We start from the raw sequence: 3742 nt of genomic DNA, 5'->3' as shown, positions 1-3742 counted from the left end.
ACCGAGCGCAGGTGCAGGTCGGCCCCGGTGACGGCCTGGTCGCCGATCACCAGCGCCCGCACGCCGCCCTCGTCGGAGATCCGGACCAGCTTGCCGTCCGGGGTCCAGGACGGGACGCCCTGGAACAGCTCCAGCCAGACGTCGTCGCGCTCCTCGAACAGCACCTCGGTGGCGCCGGTGGCCACGTCGAGGCCGAGGATCAGCTGGCTGCGCTGGTCGCGGGCCTGGACGAGCAGCAGCGGCACACCGCCCGCGGACCAGTGCACCCGGGCGAGGTACGGGTAGGCCGTGCGGTCCCAGACCACCTCGGTGCGGCCGCCGTCCAGGTCGAGCACCCAGAGGCCGACCTCGGCGTCGGCGGTGCCGGCGGCCGGGTAGGCGACCTCGGCGGGCTCGCGCTGCGGGTTGGCCGGGTCGGCGATCCACCAGCGGCGCACCGGGGTGTCGTCGGCGCGCTCGACCAGCAGCCGGTCGCCGTCGGGGGACCACCAGAAGCCCCGGTCGCGGCTCATCTCCTCCTGGGCGATGAACTCGGCCTGCCCCCAGGTGACGTTCGGGCCGTCGGGCTCGGCGAGCACCCGGTCGGCGGTGCCGTCGGTGCGGGTGAGGCGCAGTTCGCCGGCGGTGTTGGCGTAGGCGACGTGGCTGCCGTCCGGGGAGACCCGCGGGTCCAGCAGCGGGCCCTGGGCGGGCAGTTCGGCGGTGGCGCCGGTGGCCAGGTCGGCGGTGAACAGCCGGCCGGAGAGGGCGAAGGCGGCCAGTCGGCCGGCCGCGTCCAGGGCGTAGCCGACGATGCCGGCCGAGCCTTCGCGGCTGCGCTCGCGGCGGGCCTTCTCGGCGGGCGAGAGGTCCTCCTCGCCGCCGCCGAGCAGCACGGCCGGGTCGGCGGCGATCCGCTCCTCGCCGGTGGCGGTGTCGAGGGTCCAGAGCAGGTTGGCCCGGTCGCCGCCCGACCGGGAGCGCAGGAAGACGACCCGCGAGCCGTCCGGTGCGACGGAGAAGGAGCGGGGCGCGCCGACGGTGTAGCGCAGGGTCCGCGCGTACTGCCGGGGGAAGGTGTCCGCAGGGGTGTGGGAGGTCATGGCACCAGACCCTACGATGCCGTACTCCCGCTGCCGGGCGCCTGGTGATCACTCGTTCGGAGCATCGTTCCCGAGTGCGCCCCAAAGGCGCCCATACCCCCTCCGACCGGCCCATGCGCCCCACGAGTGCCCCCGTACCCCGGCGCGTGGAGACTCACCGAATGTAATGCTCCCCTTACCCATCGGGTATGACTGGTCGGGCGGGTGATCGTCGGGCCCGTCCCGGCCCCGGTCGCCCGACCGCAAGTCCCGTACGGTCCCACCGTCACCCTCCCCAGGGGGTGGCGCACCCGAGAAGGGGTGTGAGCCGACATGGCTTTGTCCGTCTCCGCAGCCATGCTGATGCTGGTCATCGTGGTGGTGCTGATCCGCCGCTCCGGGCTGAAGCTCGCGCACGCGATCATCTGCGCGCTGCTCGGCTTCTACCTGGCATCCAGCTCGATCGCGCCGTCGATCAGCCAGGTCACCAGCAACCTCGCCGGGATGATCAACGGCCTGAAGCTCTGACCCCGCCACGGCGGTCGTTAGGCTTCCTCCCATGACCGCGACTACCGGCCGCCGCCTGCTCCTGGTGCACGCCCACCCCGACGACGAGTCGATCGGCAACGGCGCCACCATGGCCCGGTACGCCGCCGAGGGCGCCCAGGTCACCCTGGTGACCTGCACCCTCGGCGAGGGCGGCGAGGTGATCCCGCCCGGGCTGGCCCATCTGACGGCCGATCGGGAAGGAACCCTCGGCGCGTACCGGATCGGCGAGCTGACCGCGGCCATGCGCGCGCTCGGCGTCACCGACCTCCGCTTCCTCGGCGGCCCGGGCCGCTACCGCGACTCCGGGATGATGGGCCTGCCCGACAACGACGTGCCCGGCTGCTTCTGGCGGGCCGACGTCGACGAGGCGGCCGGCCACCTGGTCGCGGTGGTCCGCGAGGTCCGGCCGCAGGTGCTGGTCACCTACGACGAGAACGGCGGCTACGGGCACCCGGACCACATCCAGGCGCACCGGGTCGCGATGCGCGCGTACGAGCTGGCGGCCGATCCGGCGCACCGCCCGGAGCTGGGCCCGGCCTGGCGGATCGCCAAGGTCTACTGGAACCGGATGCCCCGCTCGGTGATCGAGGCCGGGCTCGCCGAGACCGCCGCCCGGGCGCCCTTCCCCGGGACGGCCCGGCCGGCCGACGTTCCCGGGGTGGTGGCCGACGAGGTGGTCACCACCGTCCTGGACGGCTCCGCCTACGCCGGGCGCAAGGCCGCCGCGATGGCCGCGCACGCCACTCAGATCACCGTGGACGGCGCCTTCTTCGCGCTCTCCAACGACCTCGGCCAGCCGCTGGTCACCACCGAGTACTACCAGCTGGTACGCGGCCAGGCCGGGCCGGAGCGGCCCGAGGACGACCTGTTCGCCGGCCTGTCGCCCGCCGCCGACCCGCTGCCCACCACCACCACCGCCACCGCCACCGCCGAGGAGAGCGTCCGATGACCGAGCCCGCCGCCGCCCGGCCGCCGCGCCGCTCGTTCCCGGCGGCCGTCCTCGGCACCCGCGAGGAGCGGCTGGCCGAGCCTCAGCCCCCGCGCGGCGCCCGGATCACGGCCTACGCCCTGTTCTTCCTGCTGGGTGTCGCGGTGTCGGTCTGCGGATCCTTTGTGCAGGCCTTGTGGCCGCCCGTGGGGGTCCTGCTGGCGCTCGCCGCGACCGGCGCCACCTTCTACGGCGGCCTGCGGGTCACCGGCACCCGGCTGGGCGCGGCGCTGCCCGCGGCCGGCTGGTTCATGGCGATGCTGCTGGTGATCGTGCCCCGGCCGGAGGGCGACAACGTGCTGTGGTCCAACGCCACCTCGCTCGGCTGGCTGTTCGGCGGCTCGGTCCTGGGCGTGATCTGCGCCACCCTGCCGACCCGTAGCGGCTGGTTCCCGGGCGTGCCCGGCCCGCAGCGCTGAACCCGCCCGCGGGGCACGTACGGCACCGCGCACGACGCGCAGTCAGGAGCGCACGGCCGTACTCTCATACCGGAGGAACCGGACGTATCAGGATCTGTCCGAAGCCGTTCGTCGCTCTGTTCTTCCCAGTATGGTGGTCCCGCAGAACGCCGTACCCGACCGCCGCCCGCCCAGGCCCGGCGACCACGAACCGCGGTCGCGCCGCACGGCCCGCCCGCGAACCCGGAGCAGAGCAGCATTGAGCAGCCGCGAATCTGACAACGCCCACCCGACGCCCCGGCGTACGGGTCCGGACGCCTACCCGTCGGGCACCCCGCCCTACGGCACACCGGGACTCCCGGGCGGCGACCGGGCCGGTGCCGCCCAGGGCGCCGCGTCGGGCGGCGAGGACGACGGCCCGAAGACCGAGACCACCCTGACGACCCGGGTCCGGATCAACATCCCCGGGTCGCGTCCGATCCCGCCGGTCGTGGTCCGCAGCACCGTCAAGAACGAGGACGGCCCGGGCGAGGAGGCCCCGGCGGCCGCCCCCGAGCCGGGCGGCCCGCGGCACCGGTCCGCACCCTCCTCCCCCGTCCTCGGGGTGATGGAGGGCGGCGCCCGCACGGCCACCCCGCCGGAGCTGCCGCCGGAGTGGCAGGTCCCGCCGATCCCGCCGGCGACGTCCGAGGCCGAGTCCACCGGCGCCTGGTTCCGGCCGCGGCAGAAGAAGGCCGAGCCGGCGC

General features: G+C 74.8%; 4 protein-coding genes and 1 pseudogene. 4 read left to right on the top strand and 1 reads right to left on the bottom strand.

Annotation, left to right across the window (positions count from 1 at the left end; genetic code table 11):
* A partial coding sequence (locus tag ACFVX9_RS39505) for a DPP IV N-terminal domain-containing protein (RefSeq protein WP_380483519.1) occupies positions 1-1082 on the bottom strand: 1082 nt, incomplete at its 3' end.
* A 312-nt stretch (positions 1083-1394) separates the two neighbouring features.
* On the opposite strand from ACFVX9_RS39505, the gene ACFVX9_RS39500 reads away from it, so the two are divergent.
* The 4 genes and pseudogenes from ACFVX9_RS39500 to ACFVX9_RS39485 form a co-directional block, all read left to right on the top strand.
* On the top strand, positions 1395-1589 hold the full coding sequence (locus ACFVX9_RS39500) for a DUF2304 family protein (protein WP_063347949.1): 195 nt from the start codon (positions 1395-1397) through the stop codon (positions 1587-1589).
* Positions 1590-1620: 31 nt separating this feature from the next.
* Complete coding sequence (gene mshB, locus ACFVX9_RS39495) at positions 1621-2559, top strand: N-acetyl-1-D-myo-inositol-2-amino-2-deoxy-alpha-D-glucopyranoside deacetylase (RefSeq protein WP_387987100.1); 939 nt, start codon at positions 1621-1623, stop codon at positions 2557-2559.
* A complete protein-coding gene (locus ACFVX9_RS39490; RefSeq protein ID WP_380374689.1) occupies positions 2556-3017 on the top strand; it encodes a DUF6113 family protein in 462 nt (153 codons plus the stop codon). The genes mshB and ACFVX9_RS39490 overlap by 4 nt, the downstream gene beginning before the upstream one ends.
* 238 nt (positions 3018-3255) lie before the next feature.
* Positions 3256-3742: pseudogene (locus ACFVX9_RS39485) on the top strand (hypothetical protein); the annotation flags it as partial.

It is taken from the genome of Kitasatospora sp. NPDC058243, from assembly GCF_042882025.1.
Lineage (GTDB): Bacteria > Actinomycetota > Actinomycetes > Streptomycetales > Streptomycetaceae > Kitasatospora.
Note: the sequence above shows the minus strand (reverse complement) of the source record. Positions and strands in the feature narration are given on the sequence as shown.

Excerpts from the sequence above, each read along its gene's own strand:
- ACFVX9_RS39490 (WP_380374689.1), top strand. The coding sequence starts at position 2,556 with ATGACCGAGCCCGCCGCCGCCCGGCCGCCGCGCCGCTCGTTCCCGGCG.
- ACFVX9_RS39500 (WP_063347949.1), top strand. The coding sequence starts at position 1,395 with ATGGCTTTGTCCGTCTCCGCAGCCATGCTGATGCTGGTCATCGTGGTG.
- mshB (WP_387987100.1), top strand. The coding sequence starts at position 1,621 with ATGACCGCGACTACCGGCCGCCGCCTGCTCCTGGTGCACGCCCACCCC.